The 18,170-nt window shown below is 71.8% G+C and carries 17 protein-coding genes and 1 pseudogene; 7 read left to right on the top strand and 11 right to left on the bottom strand.

Annotated features, from left to right (window positions below; translation table 11 throughout):
* Positions 1-8: 8 nt before the first annotated feature.
* Positions 9-920, bottom strand: coding sequence for a TetR/AcrR family transcriptional regulator (locus ABD844_RS02260; protein WP_344872385.1), 912 nt, complete (start codon positions 918-920; stop codon positions 9-11).
* Positions 921-1,020: 100 nt separating this feature from the next.
* Between ABD844_RS02260 and ABD844_RS02255 the strand changes: the two genes are divergently transcribed.
* Together ABD844_RS02255 and ABD844_RS02250 are read left to right on the top strand one after the other, a co-directional pair.
* Complete coding sequence (locus ABD844_RS02255) at positions 1,021-2,103, top strand: FAD-dependent monooxygenase (RefSeq protein WP_344872383.1); 1,083 nt, start codon at positions 1,021-1,023, stop codon at positions 2,101-2,103.
* Positions 2,104-2,131: 28 nt separating this feature from the next.
* Positions 2,132-3,742, top strand: a complete 1,611-nt coding sequence (locus tag ABD844_RS02250; RefSeq protein WP_344872381.1) for a DUF2207 domain-containing protein — start codon at positions 2,132-2,134, stop codon at positions 3,740-3,742.
* On the opposite strand, the gene ABD844_RS02245 is transcribed toward ABD844_RS02250, so the two are convergent.
* Entirely contained in the window at positions 3,739-4,647 is a 909-nt protein-coding gene (locus tag ABD844_RS02245; protein ID WP_344872379.1) for an asparaginase, read from the bottom strand. The two genes, ABD844_RS02250 and ABD844_RS02245, sit on opposite strands and share 4 nt — an antisense overlap.
* 61 nt (positions 4,648-4,708) lie before the next feature.
* On the opposite strand from ABD844_RS02245, the gene dtd reads away from it, so the two are divergent.
* On the top strand, positions 4,709-5,134 hold the full coding sequence (gene dtd / locus ABD844_RS02240; protein WP_344872377.1) for a D-aminoacyl-tRNA deacylase: 426 nt from the start codon (positions 4,709-4,711) through the stop codon (positions 5,132-5,134).
* 60 nt (positions 5,135-5,194) lie between these two features.
* Here dtd and ygfZ read toward each other — a convergent pair whose 3' ends face one another.
* From ygfZ to ABD844_RS02220, 4 genes are all read right to left on the bottom strand, one after another.
* Entirely contained in the window at positions 5,195-6,133 is a 939-nt protein-coding gene (ygfZ, locus tag ABD844_RS02235; RefSeq protein ID WP_344872375.1) for a CAF17-like 4Fe-4S cluster assembly/insertion protein YgfZ, read from the bottom strand.
* 92 nt (positions 6,134-6,225) lie between these two features.
* The gene (locus tag ABD844_RS02230; RefSeq protein WP_344872373.1) at positions 6,226-6,639 is read right to left on the bottom strand and encodes a Fur family transcriptional regulator; all 414 of its coding nucleotides are present in this window, start codon (positions 6,637-6,639) and stop codon (positions 6,226-6,228) included.
* A 326-nt stretch (positions 6,640-6,965) separates the two neighbouring features.
* Complete coding sequence (locus tag ABD844_RS02225) at positions 6,966-7,268, bottom strand: DUF2470 domain-containing protein (protein ID WP_344872371.1); 303 nt, start codon at positions 7,266-7,268, stop codon at positions 6,966-6,968.
* A complete protein-coding gene (locus tag ABD844_RS02220; RefSeq protein ID WP_344872369.1) occupies positions 7,268-7,756 on the bottom strand; it encodes a heme-binding beta-barrel domain-containing protein in 489 nt (162 codons plus the stop codon). The genes ABD844_RS02225 and ABD844_RS02220 overlap by 1 nt, the downstream gene beginning before the upstream one ends.
* A gap of 63 nt (positions 7,757-7,819) precedes the next feature.
* On the opposite strand from ABD844_RS02220, the gene ABD844_RS02215 reads away from it, so the two are divergent.
* Positions 7,820-8,182, top strand: a complete 363-nt coding sequence (locus ABD844_RS02215; RefSeq protein ID WP_344872367.1) for a DsrE family protein — start codon at positions 7,820-7,822, stop codon at positions 8,180-8,182.
* 16 nt (positions 8,183-8,198) lie between these two features.
* On the opposite strand, the gene ABD844_RS02210 is transcribed toward ABD844_RS02215, so the two are convergent.
* The 5 genes from ABD844_RS02210 to ABD844_RS02190 all read right to left on the bottom strand — a co-directional run bounded on the left by ABD844_RS02210 (position 8,199) and on the right by ABD844_RS02190 (position 16,164).
* Positions 8,199-9,011 (bottom strand): ArsR/SmtB family transcription factor, encoded by an 813-nt coding sequence (locus ABD844_RS02210; RefSeq protein ID WP_344872365.1) that lies wholly within the window; start codon positions 9,009-9,011, stop codon positions 8,199-8,201.
* 123 nt (positions 9,012-9,134) lie between these two features.
* Positions 9,135-9,848: a type 1 glutamine amidotransferase gene (locus ABD844_RS02205; RefSeq protein ID WP_344872363.1), complete on the bottom strand. Its 714-nt coding sequence runs from the start codon at positions 9,846-9,848 to the stop codon at positions 9,135-9,137.
* Positions 9,838-11,067: a MurT ligase domain-containing protein gene (locus tag ABD844_RS02200; protein ID WP_344872361.1), complete on the bottom strand. Its 1,230-nt coding sequence runs from the start codon at positions 11,065-11,067 to the stop codon at positions 9,838-9,840. Before ABD844_RS02200 ends, ABD844_RS02205 begins: the two co-directional genes overlap by 11 nt.
* 97 nt (positions 11,068-11,164) lie before the next feature.
* Positions 11,165-14,047, bottom strand: coding sequence for an ATP-binding protein (locus tag ABD844_RS02195; RefSeq protein ID WP_344872359.1), 2,883 nt, complete (start codon positions 14,045-14,047; stop codon positions 11,165-11,167).
* 167 nt (positions 14,048-14,214) lie between these two features.
* Positions 14,215-16,164, bottom strand: a complete 1,950-nt coding sequence (locus ABD844_RS02190; RefSeq protein ID WP_344872357.1) for a hypothetical protein — start codon at positions 16,162-16,164, stop codon at positions 14,215-14,217.
* A gap of 168 nt (positions 16,165-16,332) precedes the next feature.
* On the opposite strand from ABD844_RS02190, the gene ABD844_RS02185 reads away from it, so the two are divergent.
* From ABD844_RS02185 to ABD844_RS02175, 3 genes and pseudogenes are all read left to right on the top strand, one after another.
* Complete coding sequence (locus tag ABD844_RS02185; RefSeq protein ID WP_344872355.1) at positions 16,333-16,995, top strand: hypothetical protein; 663 nt, start codon at positions 16,333-16,335, stop codon at positions 16,993-16,995.
* Positions 16,992-17,636 (top strand): hypothetical protein, encoded by a 645-nt coding sequence (locus ABD844_RS02180; RefSeq protein WP_344872353.1) that lies wholly within the window; start codon positions 16,992-16,994, stop codon positions 17,634-17,636. The genes ABD844_RS02185 and ABD844_RS02180 overlap by 4 nt, the downstream gene beginning before the upstream one ends.
* 7 nt (positions 17,637-17,643) lie before the next feature.
* Positions 17,644-18,170: pseudogene (locus ABD844_RS02175) on the top strand (hypothetical protein); the annotation flags it as partial.

The raw sequence follows: 18,170 nt of genomic DNA, 5'->3' as shown, positions 1-18,170 counted from the left end.
GCGGGTGGTCAGCGGGGCCCGATCACGGAGGCCAGGCCGTCGAGCAGGGGTTTCAGACCGAACTCGAAGAGCACGTCGAGGTCGAGGTCGAAGTCCCCGTCCAGCTCCGCCACGACCCCGGCGAAGGCCCCATAGCGCCCCGACCGCGTGATCCACCCCAGGTGCTCCTCCTGCCTGCTCATCCACTCGTCGGCGGTCAGCCCGGTGGCGGCCCGCGCCCGCCGCTCCAGTTCGAGGTTGGCCGCGATCCCCTGCACGTAGCTGTAGAGCAGCGTGTGCACGTGCATCTTGGCCACCGCGTCGAGCGCCGTGTCCCGCAGCGCCGCCATCACCCATTCGGTGTGCCTGAGCAGGGCGGGTGAGGGCAGCGGCCTGGTCAGCGAGGTGACCCCGGCCATCCACGGGTGGGCGCGGTAGCCGGCCCACTGGACCCGGGCCGAGACCTCCAGCCGTGCCCGCCACCCCTCGGGCGGCTCGGCGGGCAGCGCGAACTTCTCGATCACGGCCTCGACCATCATCATGACCAGGTCGTCCTTGCCGCCGACGTGGCGGTAGAGGGACATGGTGGCCACGCCCAGCCGTCCCGCGACGGCGCGCATGGTCAGCTCGGGCAGCCCTTCCGTGTCGGCGATCTCGATCGCGGCCCTGACGACGCGCTCGCGCGTCAACTCACCGCCGGACGGCGCCGGTCCGGCCCGTACGCCCCTGCGCTCGGCCACGACGGTGCCCACCCGGGGCTCGGCGACCACGACGCCCTCCCGCGCCAGCAGGGTCAGCGCCTTGGCGGCGGTGGCGAGGGCGACGCCCCAGTCTCGGGCGAGCTGCCGGGTGGAGGGCACCCGCTCGCCGGGACGGAGGCGGCCGTCGGCGACGCGCTGCCTGATGTCGGCGGCGATGCGGGCGTGCGGCGATGTGGTCATCGAGCCTCCTGTACTAGTACAGATCTTCCCATCATAGCCTTGTGACCTGCTGTATTTACTACGTACATTCAGATCTGCGTACGACGTCAACAAAGGAGTGATGATGAAGGTACTGGTGTCGGGGGCGAGCGTCGGCGGCCCGGTGCTGGCCCACTGGCTGGGGCGGCACGGCTACGACGTGACCGTGGTCGAACGGGCACCGGCCCCGCGCAAGGGCGGCCAGGCCGTCGACCTCAGGGGCGCCGCCCTGACCGTGGCCGCGCGCATGGGGGTGCTGGCGGAGATCGAGGCCCTGCGTACGACCATGCGCGGCATGTCCATGGTCGACCGCGACGGCAACGAGACCATGCGCAGCACCGAAGAGACGTTCAGCGGCGGCCGGTTCGACAGCCCCGACGTGGAGATCATGCGCGACGACCTCACCCGGATCCTCGTCGCCGCCGGCGGCGCCCGCCACGTCTACGGTGACTCGATCGCCACGCTGACCGAGGACGGCGGGGTGACGTTCGAGAGCGGCGCGGAAGACTGCTACGACTACGTCATCGGCGCCGACGGCCTGCACTCCAACGTGCGCAGGCTCGCCTTCGGCCCGGAGTCGCGCTTCGTGCACCACCTCGGCACGTACGTCTCCATCTTCACCACCGAGAACTTCCTGGGCCTGGACCGCTGGCAGACCTGGTTCGGGGAGGGCGGGGCAGGAGGAGCCGTCTTCAGCGACCGCGACGGCTCGGAGATGCGGGTCAACCTGGGCTTCGAGGCCGAAGAGCCGATCGACTACGACCACCGCGACCTCGACGCGCAGCGGCGGCTCGTCGAGCGGCGCTGCGCGCGGGTCTGGGAGGCGCCCAGGCTGCTGGAGGCGATGTGGAAGGCCGACGACTTCTACTTCGACGCCATGGCCCAGGTCAGGATGGAGCACTGGACGAAGGGGCGGGTCGCGCTGGTGGGCGACGCGGGCTACTGCGCCTCGCCGCTGTCGGGGCAGGGCACGAGCCTGGCCATGGTGGGGGCGTACGTGCTGGCCGAGGAGCTGGGCGCGGACCCCGCGACCGCCTTCGCGCGCTACGAGGAGCGGATGCGCCCGTTCGTGGCCGCGAACCAGGCGCTCGCCCTGGAGAACCCCGGGCGGGGCGCGGCGCCGGAGAGCGTTCAGCGGGCGGCGAATGCCATCACACTGGACTGAGAGTCACGAACCGATACGATTTGCCGCCATGACGGGTATCAGGCTGACGATGGCCGCCCTGGCGGCCACCGCTCTCACCTTGACCGCCGCGCCCGCCGCCCTCGCGGCGCAGGCCGGGATCACGGACGAGGTGACGATGACCCTCGGCAAGGACGGCACCCTGCACGTGGTCGAGAAGATCAGCGGGGCGTCGGGGCCGCTCAAGCGGACGTTCATCACCCGGACCCGCTACGACGACACCACCGACCGCGTCTACCGGATCACGAACGTCAAGGGCGGCACCCTGGCCGGCGACGTGCTCACCGTAACGGGCCAGACCGTCGAGTACGACGTCATGGGCGCGGTGACGACCTCGGGCGGCGTCGAGGAGCTGCGCTGGTTCGCGGTGAACGGCTGGAACCAGCCGGTCGCCAAGGCCACCGTCCAGGTGAGCGGCCCCGGGCAGGTGCAGAACCTGTCCTGCTTCGCCGGCGAGCTCACCTCGGCCATCGGCTGCACCTCGGCCTCCATGGACCACGTGGCCACGCGGGCCGACTTCGAGCAGGCGAACCTCTCCCCCGGCCAGGCCCTGACCGTGGTCGTCGGATACCCGAAGGGCTCCAGCGGCGGCCGGCCCATCCTGGAGCGGCGGTTCTCGCTGGCCGCCGCGTTCACGCTCGACACCGTCACCGGGGGCGCGCTGGCCGGGCTGCTGGTGCTGCTGCTCGGCGGCGTGGCGCTGCTCTACTGGACACGGGGCCGCGACGCGCGGATCGTCGGCCACGAGAGCGGCGCGGTCGTCCCGGTGCACAACGGGCACTTCACCCCGCCCGACGGCGTACGGCCCGGCCAGATCGGCACGCTGGTGGACGAGCAGGCCGACGTGGTCGACGTGACCGCCACCATCGTGGACCTCGCGGTACGCGGCTACCTGCGCATCGACGAGCAGCCCCGCCAGACGTACGACGCGCCCGACTGGCTGCTCGTCAGGCTGCGGAACGCGCCCGTCGACGCGCTCCTGCCGTACGAGCGGGCCCTCCACGACGCCATCTTCGAGGGCCGGGACGCGGTGCTGCTGTCGCAGTTGACCGGCTCGTTCGCGGCGCACCTGGGCGAGGTGCGCGACGCGCTCTACGCGGACGTGGTCAAGCAGGGCTGGTTCGCCCGCCGCCCCGACACCGAGCGCACCAGGTGGACCACGATCGGCGTGGTGCTCATCGGCGCGGGGCTGCTGGCCACGGTCGGGCTGGCCTGGTTCACCACGTACGGGCTGCTGGGCCTGGCCCTGGTCATCGCGGGCGGCGCGCTGGCGGTCGGCGGCCAGTACATGCCGGCCAAGACCGCCAAGGGCTCGGCGGCGCTCGCGCACACCATGGGCTTTCGGCAGTACCTGTTCTCCGGCGAGCTGGGCGAGGTGCCGGAACAGCACCGGGTGGAGCTGTTCTCCCGCTACCTGCCCTACGCCGTGATCTTCGACGGGGTCGAGCACTGGTCGCGGGTGGTGGCCTCCGTCACCGGCAACGGCCACCGGGCCGACAACCTGTACTGGTACCACGGGCCGGCGGAGTGGGACCTGTCGAAGTTCGCCGGATCGATGCGGACGTTCACCACGACCACCTCCGGCGCCATCTCCGCCACCCGGCAGTTCCGCAGCCTCTAGCGGATCCTCAGCTCGCCCACGGACCGTCCGCCGCCCAGCACCTCGGGGGCGCCGAGTTCGGCCAGTTCGGGCGCGTCCAGGCCGAGCGAGCGCAGCGCGGCCACGGTGACGGGCACGCGGGCCCGCTGGGAGCCGTCCTCGATCTTGACGGTGCCCGCGCGCCCGTCCTCGAACACGAACGCGTCGAACGCCTCCGCCCCGGCCTTCAGCATCAGGCCGGGCAGCGCCCGCATGAGCTTGGCCTCGGGCCGGTCGGTGCCCGAGGTCCACTCGGGGTAGGCGCGCATGGCGTCGAAGATCTTCCGTTCGAACGAGTCCTCCGACGACATCGGGAACGCGCGGAACGCCTTGGTCACCCCGAGCATCGACACGAAGAACAGCGGCGCCCCGCACCCGTCCACGCCCGAGGCCGCGACCCGCTCCCCGGTCAGCTCCTCCACCGTCTCGCGGATCCTGCGCTGGAGCGGGTGCGCGGGCTCCAGGTACGTCGTCAGCGGCCAGTCGTTCACCACGCAGGTGGCGAGCATCGCGGCGTGCTTGCCCGAGCAGTTCATGTAGACGCGCCCGCGCTCGGTCACCGACCGGTCGATCGGGTAGTCCTCGGGGCACCCCAGCGCCGACTCCTCCAGGCCCGCCCCGACCAGGATCTTCCTGACGCCGTCCACGTGGAAGGGCTCGCCCGAGTGCGAGGCGCAGGCCAGCGCGAGCAGTTCGCCCTCCAGGCGCAGGCCGCCACGGAGCATGCCGAGCGCCTGCAGCGGCTTCATCGACGACCGTGGGGAGGCCGGCACGTGCACCGCGCCCCTGGTCTCGACCGGCCGGCCCTGGGCGTCCACGGTCAGCACGCGTGCCCGATGCGTGGACTCCACGAACCCGGAACGGACAACTTCCACCATCATCGACATGTCACATCCCCTTTCGGGACGAGTGTATGGAGGGGCCGCACCTGGTCCAGAATGGGATTCCATGCGGGCAGTCGTACAGCGGGTCAGTTCGGCGTCGGTCGAGGTCGAGGGGCGCACGGTCGGGGCGATCAGCGAGCCCGGCCTGCTCGTCCTGGTGGGGGTCACGCACACCGACACGCGCGCGCAGGCCGCCAGGCTCGCCGCCAAGCTCTGGGGGCTGCGGATCCTGCACGGCGAGAAGTCGTGCTCCGACGTGGCCGCCCCGCTGCTGGTGATCAGTCAGTTCACCCTGTACGGCGACGCGCGCAAGGGCCGCCGGCCCACCTGGCAGGCGGCCGCCCCGGGGCCGGTCGCCGAGCCGCTGGTGGCGGCCGTGGTGGAGGAGCTGAGGGCCTTGGGGGCGCACGTCGAGACGGGCGTGTTCGGGGCGGACATGAAGGTGTCGCTGGTGAACGACGGGCCGATCACGCTGGTGCTGGACCTGTGACCGCGCGCCCCGTGGAGCCCCGGCCAGGGCTCATGACACAGCCCACGGCGCGCGCGGCGGTCAGCGGACCCGGCGGCGCAGGGCGGGGTCGATGGCGACGTTGCGGCCCGCGTCCGGCGGGACGACGACCTCCTGCGCGGCGGCCACCCCACCGGCCAGCAGCGGGGCGTCGACCGGCACCGTACGCTTGATCACGGCCAGCGCGATCGGACCCAGCTCGTGGTGCCGGGCCGCCGAGCCGACCACCCCGACCTCCTGGCTCTCGAAGATCACCGGGGCGCCGTGCTCGGGCAGCGTGTCGACACTGCCGTCGAGGTGCAGGAAGACCAGGCGGCGCGGCGGGTGCCCGAGGTTGTGCACCCGCGCCACGGTCTCCTGGCCGCGGTAGCAGCCCTTGCTGAGGTGCACGGCCCCGCCGATCCAGGCCACCTCGTGGGGGATCGTCTTGTGGTCGGTCTCGAAGCCGAGCCGCGGCCGGTGCGCCTCGATCCGCAGCGCCTCGTAGGCCCACAGCCCCGCCAGGGGCTTGCCCAGGTGCTCGGCCAGCTCGGCCCGCGGCACCAGGAAGTCTTCCGCGGCCGTGGACAGCACGGCCAGGTCGTCGGCCCGCGACACCTCCACGCGCAACATGAACCGCATGCGGTCGAGGTAGTCGACCAGGCTCTGCGCGGTGCCAGGCTCGACGTGGGCCAGCACGCTCTCACCGTCGTCCACCAGCGTCAGGTGGTGCAGCACCCGGCCCTGCAGGTCGAGGTCGAGCGTCTGTGTCCACTCGCCCGGTCGCAACGTGTCGAGCTTTTGCGAGGTGAGGTCGTTGAGCCATTTCAGCCGGTCCGCGCCGGAGATGCGGATCACCTCGCGATTGCTGCGGTCGACGACCACCTCTCCCTTGGCCAGCGCGCGCTGCTCGGCGAACAGGTCGCCGTAGTGTGCGGCTACGTCGGAGTCCGGGGCGTCCGCGGGGACTGCGCCGGGGAGATCGAGCAGAGGGCTACGCATGCCTTCCAGGCTATCCGCAGTCGCGGGACGGCCGGAAAAGGGTGCCCACGCGGGACGGGCCCGCACTCCCCTCGCGGAAGGGGGACCGGGGGTCAGCGGCAGTTGCGGCAGCGGCCGAAGACGGTCAGGTGGTGGACGTCGGCGGCGAAGCCCAGCTCCTCGTCCAGCCCGTTGACCAGCCCTTCGGCCAGCTCGGGGCGTACTTCGAAGACCTCGTCGCAGCCCCGGCACACCAGGTGCACGTGATCCGCCTCGGCGGCCAGGTGGTAGGTGGGGGCACCGTGACTGAGGTGGGTGTGGGTGACCAGGCCCAGCTCTTCGAGCAGCTCGAGCGTGCGGTAGACGGTCGAGATGTTGACGCCGCGGGCCGTCTCGCGGACCTTGACGCAGATCTCTTCCGGGGTGGCGTGCTCCAGCTCTTTGACCGCCTCCAGGACGAGCTGGCGCTGCGGGGTGACCCGGTAGCCCTTGGCGCGGAGTTCTTCATGCCACTGCGTCTCCGTCATAACCCCGAGTCTAAGCGCGCCTTGGATATTCGCTTGCCCCTTTCGCACGGCACCGCATAGCTTCATGGGTACGCGGAAAGGAGGTGGTCCGAATAATGGTGAGTCATAGTCGGGCTAGCGAGGTGGTTGCCCGCTGACCTCGCGGGCTGTTGTCTCGTGCTGTGAGGCGAATACGAGGCAACCACCGGGGCCCCTGGCAGCCGGAGGGCGGGACACCCGTCCCGACCATGGTCCATCCGGCCCGTCTGCACCGCAGGCGGAGCGCCGCCCGGGGCCCTTCTTCATGTCCTGGCCAGGTCCACGCGACCGCTCACCAGCGGGGGTGATCAGTCCTGGTGCTCGCCGCGGGCCTGGACACCGAGTCTGGCGCACGCCTCCCGGTAGAGCCGCACCACGGCCTTGCGCACCTGGGCCCGTTCGGTCAGCGTCTCGCCCCAGGGCACCCGCACCCGCTCCCCGCCGTCGATCGTGAACGTGATCGCCTCGGCGTCCACGTCGCTCGTCACGGCGCTGCCCGCCCCCGGCCGGTCGCCGAGCGCCCGCACGATGAGCAGCGCGTCGCCGGCGTGGTCGTCGTTCATGTGGCGCTTGATCGCCTCGACGACCTCCTCGGTGAACGCCGTGCTCATCAGGCGACCTTCTTCAGCTCTGCCGACATGTGGTCGGTGAGCGGGTGACCGACGGCGGCCATCTCGTAGGCCCACATGAGGTTGCCGTTGACCAGCCCGTAAAGCCGGTGCCCCGCGGTGTACTCCTTGGCGGAGGCGGTGCGCGCGACCACGTCGGTGCGCAGCTCGATCTTGTGGAAGACGACCTCGCCGATGTAGATCTCGACGATCCCGGTCGGGTGCGCGAGCACGACCTCGACCTGCCTGTCGGGCTGGGGCCGCCAGTAGCCCGACTCGGTCGCCAGCGGCCTGACCCGGTTGCCGTCGTCGTCGAGCAGCCAGGTGCGGCTCACGTAGGTCAGGAACGGCTTGCCGTTGTGCCCGAACTCGATCTCCTGGCCGAAGTTGAAGCTCTCGATCGTCGGGTAGCCGCCCACGCCGGCGCCTTCCCACCGCCCCAGCAGGAACGCGATCGGCTCCAGGTCGGGGTGCACCTGAGGTTCTTCCATGGTGCCCAAGACTAGTGGCGGCGGACGCCGCCGCGACTCCCGCGTGGCGTTAGGGTGGCGGGCATGGCACGATCACTGGTGATCAAGGTTACCGCCGGGGCCGACGCCCCCGAGCGGTGCAACCAGGCTTTCACGGTCGCGGCGGCCGCGCTCGCGAGCGGGGTGTCCGTCTCCCTGTGGCTGACCGGCGAGTCGTCGTGGTTCGCGTTGCCGGGGCGGGCCAAGGAGTTCAGCCTGCCGCACGCCGCGCCACTCACCGACCTGCTCGACGCCGTGCTGGCCGTCGGGCGGGTGACGCTCTGCACCCAGTGCGCGGCCCGCAGGAACATCACCGTCGACGACCTCATCGACGGCATCCGCATCGCGGGGGCGCCGGCGTTCGTCGAGGAAGTGACCGCCGAGGGCGTGCAGGCCCTGGTTTACTGAGCCGTCTGGTGGCCGTCTACTGGCCCGCCTGCTGATCCGCGGCGGGCAGGGCCTCGCCGGTCTCCAGCAGGGTCTTGAGGCTGGACAGGATCTCCGGCCAGCCGCCGCTGATGCTCGCGCGTACGGCGCTGCCGGGCACGAAGCCGCCGTGCACGACGGTGAGCTTGACCGTCGGGCCCATCTGCTCGATCTCGAAGGCCACCGTCGATCTCGGCTCCTGGTTCAGCGCGGCCAGCTCGCCGGCGCTCACCCCGATGATCTCGCCGAACTCGGGGGTGAACGTGTGCCAGGTGTAGGCCAGGCGCTTGTGCGGATCCGACTCGATCACGACCTGCTCGGGGTCGGCCATCGTGACGCCCTCGAACTCCCACGTCACCGCCGAGCCGACGGTCCAGTCGGAGGCGAGTTCGACGCCCCAGTAGCGCTTGGTCCAGGCGGGTTCGGTGAGCGCCTGCCAGAGGCGTTCCGGGGTGGTGCGGATGTGGGTGGTGTAGACGAAGTCGGTGCTCGCCTGGTCCATGGGGTGTTCCTCCAGTGCCGTCTTCAGGTCCGCCAGGGCTTCGGCGCGGTGGCGGTCGTACTGGTTGATCCAGCGTTCGGCGATGGCGTTGATCGGCTCGGCGTTGAGGTGGTGCAGCTTCTCCCGCCCTCGCCGTACGGTGGTGACCAGGTTGGCCTCCTCCAGCACGGCCAGGTGCTTGCTGACCGACTGCCTGGCCATGTCGAGCCCGGCGCACAGCTCGCGCAGGGTCTGACCGTTGCGGGAGTTGAGCGCGTCCAGCAGTCTGCGGCGGCTGGGGTCGGCCAGCGCCCTGAACACCTCGTCCATCTATCGCCGTCCAAACAGGCAGCCGTTTGGCTGCATGTCTGCAGAATAGGCAGCCGAACGGCTGCATGTCAACCGTGCGCCCATGGTCACGGCACCTCCTGAAGAAGGATCTCCGGGACGCCGTCAGCCCTGGAGGACGGTGGCGAGGCGTTCCTGGCGCAGGGCCTCGTAGCGGGAGTCGTCGAGCGGCGCCAGCTCCCCCACCCGCCACGACAACAGCAGGTCGGCCAGGGCCGGGTTACGGGCCAGCGCGGGGCCGTGCAGGTAGGTGCCGACGACGTGCCCCGCGTAGCAGCCCTCGAACCCGTCGCCGTTGCCCACGCCCGCGATCGTCCTCGACAGCGGCCGGACGCCGGGGCCGAGGCTGGTGACGCCCATGTGGTTCTCGAAACCGGTCAGCGTGGGCAGGTTGAGTGCGGCGTCGACCTCGGCCACCAGCTCGCCCACGGCCCGCGCGGGCCCACGGGTGCTGGCGATGTCGAGCAGGCCGATGCCGTCGACCGGCTGGCCCTCCTCGCCGCCGAACGTGCTGCCCATGATCTGGTAGCCGGCGCACACCGCCAGCATGGCCGCGCCGCGGGCGATGGCGCGGTGCAGGCCGCCGTCACGGCGCAGGCGCGCGGCGGCCAGGATCTGCGGGCGGTCCTCGCCGCCGCCGATCAGGTAGATGTCGCCCGTCTCGGGGACGGGGTCGGCCGAGCGTACGTGGATCGTCTCCGTCTCGATCCCCCTGCGCTGCGCCCGCTGCTCCAGGACCAGGACGTTGCCCTGGTCACCGTACGTGCTCAGCAGGTCGGGGTAGATCCAGACGATGCGAAGGGCGCTGTCACTCGGCACGACCGAACTCCGATCGGATCTGCTGGAAGGCGGTGTAGTTGGCGATCACGTCGACCCGGCCCTGCGGCTGCATGGCCAGGGCCTCGGCGAACGTGCCGCAGAGCGTGAACGGCACGCCGGCCACGTCGAGCCGCAGCGCCAGGTCGAGCCGGCGCTCGCCGGTGACGAACACGGGACGCCCGCGCAGGATGCGGTAGTCGACGTCCCACAGCCACGAGGTGTCGCGGCCGTCGGGGCCCTGCGCGTTGACCGACAGGACGATGGGGAACTGCGGGTCGGCCACGTCGAACGCCTCCAGCCAGCCCGCCGGGTTCTTCGCCAGCAGCAGGCGGGCGTGGCGGCCGTCGCGCTCGACCGTGGTGTAGCGGCCGGCCACCGAGGTGACCTCGCGCAGCCTGGGCAGCGCCCGCTCCACCGGCACCCCGAACGCGTCGGCCACCGCCAGCGCCATCACCGCGTTGGAGCGGTTGGCCTGCCCGGGAAGCTGGATGTCGAGCAGCCAGCGCTGCCCGCGTGGGTCGATCGCCGACTCGTCGTCGACCGCCCACTGCGGCTCCGGCCGGTGGAAGGTGCACTCGCGGCACGCCCAGTCGGCGTCCTTGCGGTCGAGCGGGCCGCCGCACTCGGGGCAGCACCAGGAGTCTTCCTTCCACCGCTGCCCGCCGGCCACCCAGGTGACCTTGGCGGCCGTGGAGGCGCCCCAGGTGACGAGCGGGTCGTCGCAGTTGGCGATGACGTGGGTGGGCTTGCCGGACAGGGCCTTGCGCCACTTCTGCGCCAGCAGCCAGATCTCGGCCGCGCGGTCCATCTGGTCGCGGCTGAGGTTCATCAGGCACACGACGCCCGCGCCGGTCGTGCCGAGCACCTCGGGCAGGTATTTCTCGTCGACCTCCAGCACGCCGAACGGCGCGTGCTTGTGCTGGGAGAGCGCGGAGACGTGCCCGGCCGGCATGTTGGCGCCGAAGGCGTTGGTGGCCACCTCGCCGACGTCGAGCAGGGCCGAGGTGATCAGCCGGGTCGTGGTGGTCTTGCCGTTGGTCGCACTGACCAGGGCCAACTTGCGGTCGCGGGCCAGTTGGCGCAGGAGGTCGGGCTCTAGCAGCAGGCCGACCCGTCCGCCGATCACCGAGCCGTCGCCACGCCCGGTCATCCTGGACAGCGTGGCGGCACTGCGGCCCAGGGCACTGGCGAGCTGCGCCCGCAGAGGAAGCTGGGTCATGTGCATGGATCCTAGTCCGCGTTGGCCCTTGGACTGGAGACGCACGGGAAAACGCCGCCAGGTCCGGCGTGCCCGGCGCCCGGAGGCCGGTCCCTCCTCACGGTGAGGTGGCGGCGGGCTCACCGAAGGTGATCTCCGGGGCGCCGCCCTGCTCGAACGGGAGCACGAAACGGCGCGGCCACGACAGCACGCCCTCCAGCCAGCCCGCGCCCATCGTCTGCCCCACGTGCCGGATCCGCGCCGACGACTCGACGCCGATCGCGACGGTCACGATGTCCCGCTGTACGCCGTCGTGCTCGTCGTCCCCGAGTATCACCCGCCACGCCAGCGTCCTGTTGCGGTCCACCTCCATCGACAGCGGGTGGTGGCGCAGCGCCCTGGCCCGGTGGCCGAGCAGCTCGGTGTGGGCGAGGTCGCCCGAGCCGTTTCCGTTCGGCGGGCGGAACAGGGCGTACTCCATGGGCGGGGCGGGGCTGCGCAGGTTCGGGGCGGGCTGCCCGTACGGGAAGAGCCGGTCGACCTCGTGCAGCCAGCGCACCTGGGGGATGACCCACGACGCCCCCGGGCGCTCGCCGCCGCTGTCGAGCCCGCCGAGCAGGCGTCCGGCCGTCTCCGCCGCCTTCTCGGTGAGCAGCGCCGGGTCGAACCAGGTCCGCAGCGACCAGGCACGCCGCTGCACCGAGCGTTCGACCATGGTGGCCAGCAGGCACTCCCTGCGCCGCGCCGGCAGGTCGCCCCAGGCGGCCGCCAGGGCGCGCGGCACGCCGGGCAGCGGCCGGTTGCTCACGAACGCCAGCACGACCGTGTCGCACCAGATCCGCAACCACGACCATTCGGGCGCCGCGGCCAGCACGTCGGCCTCGCGCAGCTCCACCAGCGTGCACGCCAGCCCGGTACGGCACTGCGTCCCGCACGCCGCCGACCTGCGCCCCCGGATGGGCGGCGGCGGCCCCGGCAGCACCTTCTCCCGCGACTCCCCCAGCGGCACGCGCACCCGCAGCGGCCGGTCCATGCCGTCGGCGAACACGGCCGCCGAGCCCGGCTCCAGCGAGACCACGTGGCGGGACTGCTCGTCGCTGAGGTTCATGGCGGCCCCGACGAGCTTCCTGTCGTCCTCGGCGGGCAGCCGGTGCACGACCTTCAGCGCCGTGTTCTTGACCACGTCGGAGACGAGCTTAGTGGGGATCTGCTCGGCCACCACGATGCCCTCCCCGTACGCCCTGATCTCCGCGAGCAGCCCGGCCAGCAGCTCCACGGCGTGGGTGGAGGCGCGGCCGTGCCCCCGGTCGCGCAGCAGCCGGTGCGCCTCCTCGATCACGATGACGTGGCGCAGCTCGGCCGAGCGCTCCTTCCTGGCGCGCATGCGCAGGTGCTCGACGATCCGGATGATCAGGGTGCCCATGAGGAACGCCTTGTCCTCGTCGTTGGCCACGTCCTCGATGGCCAGGACGACGTCGCGTTCGAGCAGGCCGCCGATGTCGGCGGGGTGACCGCCCTCGAAGAAGCGCCCGGCCGAGCCCACCCGCAGCGAGCGCAGCCGCAGCGAGATGAAGCCCTCGACGTCGGCCTGCACCTCGCGCCCGTAGCCGATCTCCTTGATGACGTCCATGGCGTGCTGCTGGAGCTGTTCGAGGGTGGGGACGCTGGGCGGGACGTTCGAGCCGGGCACGGCGCCGCCGGTGACCACGTCCCAGCCGGTGGCCTCGTAGACGCGCTGCAGGGCCAGCGACATGATCTGCGGGAACGGCTCCTCGGCGTCGAAGGCGGCCATGAACAGCGCCCTGACCATGTCGATGTGGGCCTGTACGGGGTAGCCGGGCTCGGGTTCGAGCGGGTTGACGCTGAACGGCACGCCGTCGGGCGCCGACGGGTTGATCACCGTGACGGGGTTGTCGATGCGGCCGGCCATGGCGGCGTACTCGGACTTGGCCGGCTCGATGGCCAGCCACGGGATGCGGGCCCGGCTGAGCTGCTCCAGCAGGTGCCGTACGGTCTGCGACTTGCCCGAGCCGGTCGCCCCCGTGACGAAGGCGTGCCGGTTGAGCGTGGCCAGGGGCACCCGGAACGTGCCGACCCCCCTGTCCTGACCGTCGAGGATCTCGCCCAGCTCCAGCTCGGCCCCGTCGGACCGGCCGTCGGACTCGGACGTGACGTCGAAGAAGCCCGAGTCGAGCACGCGTACGCCGGGCACCTCCCGCCGGGGCAGCCCGGCCAGCGCCGCCAGCGCCCCCGCCGTGGCGGCGAACGGGGCGGCGGCACCGTCGGCCGGGTCCTGCGCGGCGATGGCCAGGGCCTCCGACAGGGCGTAGGCCGCCCCGTGCGAGCTGCGCAGCCGGTAGGGGTGGTGGCTCATCTCGACCGACCCGACGAGGACGGGCGCGATCTGCCGCAGTTCGTCGGCCGTGGCACCGCCGGCCAGCACGCGTACGTTCCAGAGGCCCGCCTCGCGGAAGGCGTCCAGCTCCTGCATGCGGCGCTCGGCCCGCTCGGCGTCGAAGCGGGAGCGCTCGGAGGCGTCGCCGTACTGGCGCAGCACGTTGAGCTGGGTACGCAGGTGCGCCACCTCGGCGTCCAGCAGGTCGGTCGGCTCGGCGACGACGAGCCAGGCGAACGGCCGCGACATCAAGGTCACCAGCGTCGACTCGAACAACGTCGGCCGCCGCAGCTCGTCGGGGTCGAACTCGCGCCCCTTGCTCCCCAGCGGCGGCGCCTGCCGCCCCGGGCACGGCGCCCACACCAGGTCCGCCAGGTCGGCGAGGTACTCCTCGTCGAGCCGCACCCCCCGCGCGCCCCCGGGGAACAGCAGCGGCTGCGGCCCGCTCGGGTCGTCGGGCAGGTCGGTGGACCGGCGCGGCTGGCGCGGCGGCGACAACGGGCCGGCGTTGGTGATGAGTTCGAGCGGCGCCCCGGACCCCCGCGACAGCCAGCCGATGACGAACGGCCGGCCACGCTGCGCCGCCGACAGCACCGCGGGAAGCACGGTGACGAAATCCCATTCCGCCGACGAACATCGCGAGGGTGCTGCGATCGACTGAATTCGATACCAAGGCCCACTCAGCGACACACTCGGCTGCATTTCAATCCCCCACAGACGGTTCTTTGTTAAATTCCGCCAACCGTCAGCTCGTCACCTTGACATTGACCATGTCATTGCCTCCCCTTGCGCCAGTCCAGGCGTGGCGGTGGTGGCCCGAGGTTGGGCGGCGGCTCCGCCTCGCCGTTGCCGTTCCTGGGGTCGAGGGCCAGCACGGCGTCTCCCACCTCCTCCAGCTCGCCCAGCGTGGTCTTGGGGAAGGCGAGGATGGCGGGGTTCGCGTCGGCCAGGCGTACGCGCCTGCCCTGCGTCGTGGCGTCCGTGACGATCACGGACGTCGTGGGGAGCTGCTGGAGCTGGTGCGGCTCGACGAGGAACTCGCGCGAGCGCTGGAGCACCCGCTCCTTCTCGGAGATCTTGTCGGCGGTCCTGCCCCACTCGGTGGACTCGGTGATGTCCCCGACCAGGTCCACCCGATTCTGCTCGCGGTCCTCCCGCTCGTCGTCGAACTGGGCGATCGTGGAGGTGTAGCCGCCGTTGAGGCCCGGCAGCGAGTCGCTGATCGTCTCGGTGAGCTGGGCCAGCTCCAGCCGGTGCTCGGTGCCGACGTGCTCGCTGGCCACCCGGGCGTCCTCGGCGTTGCCCAGCCTCATGAACGCGACCGCGGCGTGCCCCCTGCCGAGCCGTTCGCGCACGGTCGGCGTCAGTGACCGGTACGTCAGGACCAGCCCGGTACGGGAGGTCTCACAGGCGTCCATGAGCCGGTCGAGCACGTCGCCCCTGAGCTTGTCCGCGCCCGCCACGATGATCGTGTGGTACCAGGGCCGGTCGGAGGCGGGCGACTGGCGCAGGATGTGGGTCAGGGCGGTGGCCACGTACGTGCCGAGCACCCGGTTGCCGAACACGCCCGCCTGCCGGTCCATGCTCACCACCCGGAGCCGGGCGGGCGGCAGGCGTACGGCCTCGGTGCCGAGGGACTCCAGCTTGCGGAGCTGCGACTCCAGCGCCCAGGCCCGTTCGATCACCACCCGGTCGCTCACGCCGCGGCCGAACAGCGTGCCGATGCGTTCGAGCTGGGTGGCGGTGATCAGCCCGAACCGCAGGTCGTCGCGCGGGTCGCCCACCTGCGCCAGCGCCCGCAGGGCGGCCGTGACCTGCCTGATCGTGGCGTTCTCGCCGAGCACCTCCAGCACCCGCTCCAGGATCGCGTTGTCGAAGCTGAGGTCGCGCGTGGTGCGGTGTTCCTCGCTCACGCTCACCACGTGGGCCAGCACGTCCGCGAACGCCTCGGGCTTGAGCGTGGCGCCCAGGTCGAGCCGGGGCAGATCGACCGGCAGCACCCACACGAGCGGGTCGTCGCCGCCCTTGCGGGCCAGCTCGATCAGGTCTTTGGCGATGGCGCCCTCGGACAGGTCGAGCACGGTCAGATGGCCGCCGCTGTAGAGCCGGGTGGCCCCGAGCAGGGTGATCAGCGCGGACCAGCCGGGTAAGGTGCCGCCCGCCACGTCGATGCGGTCGATCTCGTCGGGCACCGCGACGGCGTACCAGGAGAGCTGCCGGTCGTGCCGCTCCTTCGACTCCTGCCACTCGCGGTAGCGCCGGGCGTGCTCCTCCTGGGCGCGGAACAGCTCCCGGTCGCGTTCCTGCTGCTGGCGTTCGTCCCTGGCCTGCTGCTCCAGCACCCGGTACCTGACCGCCCGGTCGCCCTGCACCAGCGCGTAGGTGCAGATGCCCGCCACGCCGCCGGCGGCGACGAGCCCGACCAGCGCGAACATCCAGGCGAGGTAACCGGCCAGGGCGGCGGCGAGGATCAGGACGCTGAAGATCAGCATGAACAGGCGCACGTGCCGGACCGGCCGGTTGAGCATGTCCTCCTGGAGCCGCTCGCGGCGCAGCAGCTCGGACTGCGCGGGGTCGGGCGCGGCGGCCTCCTGGGGCGCCTCCTGGACGGGAGAGGGACGCTTGGGCGGTGGGCCGGGGTCGGGGTGCAGCAGGATGTACTGCCAGCCCAGGTAGATGCGGTCCGCCTGGAGCTGGGCATGCTCGGGATGCACGTCCGTCACGTGACCCTCCGGCCGCCGATATGTCATTAGATGTTGGGCTCGCCCTTTCCGCTTCGTGACAGCGTATGAGTTACCGGCCCGGTAATGGCAGGGTTCTCGGCAATTCGACCGACCCGATGGGAGCATAGGGGCAGATGGGACAAGCGATACCTATTACCATCCATACCCATGACGGAACCCACCGGCGGCAGCACCGACAGGCCCAGACGTCCGGTAGTGGTGCCCGCCATCGCCCTGGTGGCGGCCACCGCCCTCGGGATCACCGCTCTCCTGGGCGGTCTGAGCGAGGCCACCGAGGAGCCTGACCCCCTGGGCCAGGGCGCGGTGCTCGACCAGGGGCTGTACTCCACCAAGTTCGTCGAGTCGCGGGTGAAGGTCGAACCCCCCGAGAATGATTGGGACGAGGAGAAGCGGTTCGTGGAGCTGGTCTTCGACGTCACCAACCAGGCGGACGACACCTTCAGCGTGGGCGCCCCGCCCGTACGGCCGGAGCAGGCCCACCTGGCCACCTCCTTCGCCGGCTCGCTGATCAAGATCAGCCCGGCCTTCGACAAGGAGGCGGGGCCGTTCGCCTACGCCCTCAGCAAGGGCGGCGAGACGGGCCAGCTCTTCCCCGGGGTGACCAGCCAGGTCGTCGTGCGCTACGAGCTGAAGAACGGTCAGCAGCCACCGGAGAAGATCACGATGGACGTGGCCGCCTTCGAGTTCGCCCCCGACTTCAACAACAACCTCCCGCGCTGGACGATGGTCACCAAAGAGGTGGGCGACAAGTTCGCGCCCGAGGTCAAGGCCCGGGTGACCCTGCCGGTCAAGGAGGGCGACCCAGCGTGACCGCCACACAGCGACGATCAGCGGCCGGCCCCGAGTCCCGGCGCGGCAGGCGGGCCGAGCGGCGGCGGGGCACCGGCTCGCGGCTGCTCAACGCGGTCGCCGGGCTGGTGCTGCTCGCCGGCGCGGTCGGGCTCCAGACCCTGCACCTGGGTGAGGGCGAGCTCTCCGACGCGCTCACGTACACCGGGGGCAAGGGCGAGGAGGTGGACGCGCGGCGGTTCTCCGTACGGCTCGACTCGTTCACCGCCGCGAAGTCGATCGAGAGCTTCAGCAAGACCATCGGGACCGACAACCTCTTCCTCATCGTCAGCGTGTCCGCCAAGTCCAGCCGTCAGCCGTTCCGCCTCGGGCAGCCGGTGCTGCTGGCGGCCGACGGGAAGAGATTCGACGCCACCGACCGGGTGGACAACTCCGTGCAACTGTCGGACACCTGGCTGCAGCCGGACATCTGGGCCAGCGGGCGCTTCTTCTTCGAGGTCCCGGCGTCGGCGCTGCCGGGCGCGGGCGTCGTGTTCGGGCTCCCGGGGTCGGTGCTGGTCGAGTCGTACCGGCCCGAGGTCGAGATCGACCTCGGGCTCGACGAGCAGGGCGCGCGCACGCTCGCCGCCTCGCCGCAGGCCGTCTACTCGGTGAAGAAGTGATCGCAGCATGAGCACGAACGAGGAGCGCGACTGGTTCACGCCGCGGAACGACCGGCGGCCGGACGCGGATCAGCCACCCCCGCCCGGCCAGGTCCCGCCGCCCAGTCAGGTCCCGCCGCCCGGCCTCGGAGCGCGGCCGGAGCAGGACGTGCCGCCCCGCCAGGGCCCGCCCCACCCGCAGAGCCCGCCCCACCCGCAGGGAGCGCCGTACCAGCAGAGGGCGCCGCGGCCCCAGCGGCCGCGCCCTCGGCAGGGCACGCCTCCCGGGTACGGCCCGGCCGCCCAGCCCCGCCCCAGGCAACCCCATCCCGACCAACAGGTCTGGCCACCGGCTCAGCGTGAGCCCATCGACGACGCCACCCAGCCCTTCCCCGCCGTACGGTCCACCGCCGGGACGGCGCGGAGCGTCCCCATGTTCGGCCCCCCACCGGGCACACAGACGGGCACACAGCCGGGCGCGGGGCAGGCCGCTCCGGAGCCGCCACCGTCCTCAGGCCAGGAGCAGCCCGCCCCGCCCGGCGACGCGCCGCCCGC

This window comes from Nonomuraea antimicrobica (genome assembly GCF_039536965.1).
Taxonomy (GTDB): domain Bacteria; phylum Actinomycetota; class Actinomycetes; order Streptosporangiales; family Streptosporangiaceae; genus Nonomuraea; species Nonomuraea antimicrobica.
Note: the sequence above shows the minus strand (reverse complement) of the source record. Positions and strands in the feature narration are given on the sequence as shown.

Excerpts from the sequence above, each read along its gene's own strand:
- ABD844_RS02260 (WP_344872385.1), bottom strand. The coding sequence starts at position 920 with ATGACCACATCGCCGCACGCCCGCATCGCCGCCGACATCAGGCAGCGC.
- ABD844_RS02255 (WP_344872383.1), top strand. The coding sequence starts at position 1,021 with ATGATGAAGGTACTGGTGTCGGGGGCGAGCGTCGGCGGCCCGGTGCTG.
- ABD844_RS02250 (WP_344872381.1), top strand. The coding sequence starts at position 2,132 with ATGACGGGTATCAGGCTGACGATGGCCGCCCTGGCGGCCACCGCTCTC.
- ABD844_RS02245 (WP_344872379.1), bottom strand. The coding sequence starts at position 4,647 with ATGTCGATGATGGTGGAAGTTGTCCGTTCCGGGTTCGTGGAGTCCACG.
- dtd (WP_344872377.1), top strand. The coding sequence starts at position 4,709 with ATGCGGGCAGTCGTACAGCGGGTCAGTTCGGCGTCGGTCGAGGTCGAG.
- ygfZ (WP_344872375.1), bottom strand. The coding sequence starts at position 6,133 with ATGCGTAGCCCTCTGCTCGATCTCCCCGGCGCAGTCCCCGCGGACGCC.
- ABD844_RS02230 (WP_344872373.1), bottom strand. The coding sequence starts at position 6,639 with ATGACGGAGACGCAGTGGCATGAAGAACTCCGCGCCAAGGGCTACCGG.
- ABD844_RS02225 (WP_344872371.1), bottom strand. The coding sequence starts at position 7,268 with ATGAGCACGGCGTTCACCGAGGAGGTCGTCGAGGCGATCAAGCGCCAC.
- ABD844_RS02220 (WP_344872369.1), bottom strand. The coding sequence starts at position 7,756 with ATGGAAGAACCTCAGGTGCACCCCGACCTGGAGCCGATCGCGTTCCTG.
- ABD844_RS02215 (WP_344872367.1), top strand. The coding sequence starts at position 7,820 with ATGGCACGATCACTGGTGATCAAGGTTACCGCCGGGGCCGACGCCCCC.
- ABD844_RS02210 (WP_344872365.1), bottom strand. The coding sequence starts at position 9,011 with ATGGACGAGGTGTTCAGGGCGCTGGCCGACCCCAGCCGCCGCAGACTG.
- ABD844_RS02200 (WP_344872361.1), bottom strand. The coding sequence starts at position 11,067 with ATGACCCAGCTTCCTCTGCGGGCGCAGCTCGCCAGTGCCCTGGGCCGC.
- ABD844_RS02185 (WP_344872355.1), top strand. The coding sequence starts at position 16,333 with ATGACGGAACCCACCGGCGGCAGCACCGACAGGCCCAGACGTCCGGTA.